This is a genomic window from Onishia niordana (genome assembly GCF_004798965.1).
GTDB lineage: Bacteria > Pseudomonadota > Gammaproteobacteria > Pseudomonadales > Halomonadaceae > Onishia > Onishia niordana.
In genome coordinates, this window is sequence record NZ_SDSD01000087.1 from 1 (window position 1) to 267 (window position 267).

At 35.6% G+C, this 267-nt stretch carries 1 protein-coding gene; it reads right to left on the bottom strand.

The genetic code is table 11. The features are described from left to right. Positions 1–267, bottom strand: a 267-nt coding sequence (locus ETC27_RS18020) for an ATP-binding cassette domain-containing protein (protein ID WP_205742784.1), incomplete at both ends; no start/stop codon positions are given.

Sequence of the window (267 nt, forward strand, 5' to 3'; positions counted from 1 at the left end):
TGAAGAAAAATCTGGCAATTTGAGTTTTGTTAAAACTGTTTTCACATCTGCTTCTACTTGCCAAGCGTTTAAAGCATCCATATCAGATTGGGCACGTTCAAATTTGCTTAAATCTTCAATATTTAAAAGTGCAGCTTCATATCTTTTTATGGCCTTCATTTGGGGGAGTGAATCATCCAGAACAGTATCCATGATACTTGCTTCATCATCAAAATCTGGCTCTTGAGTCAAATAGGTAATTTTATAATCTTGGGGGTGAGTAAATGG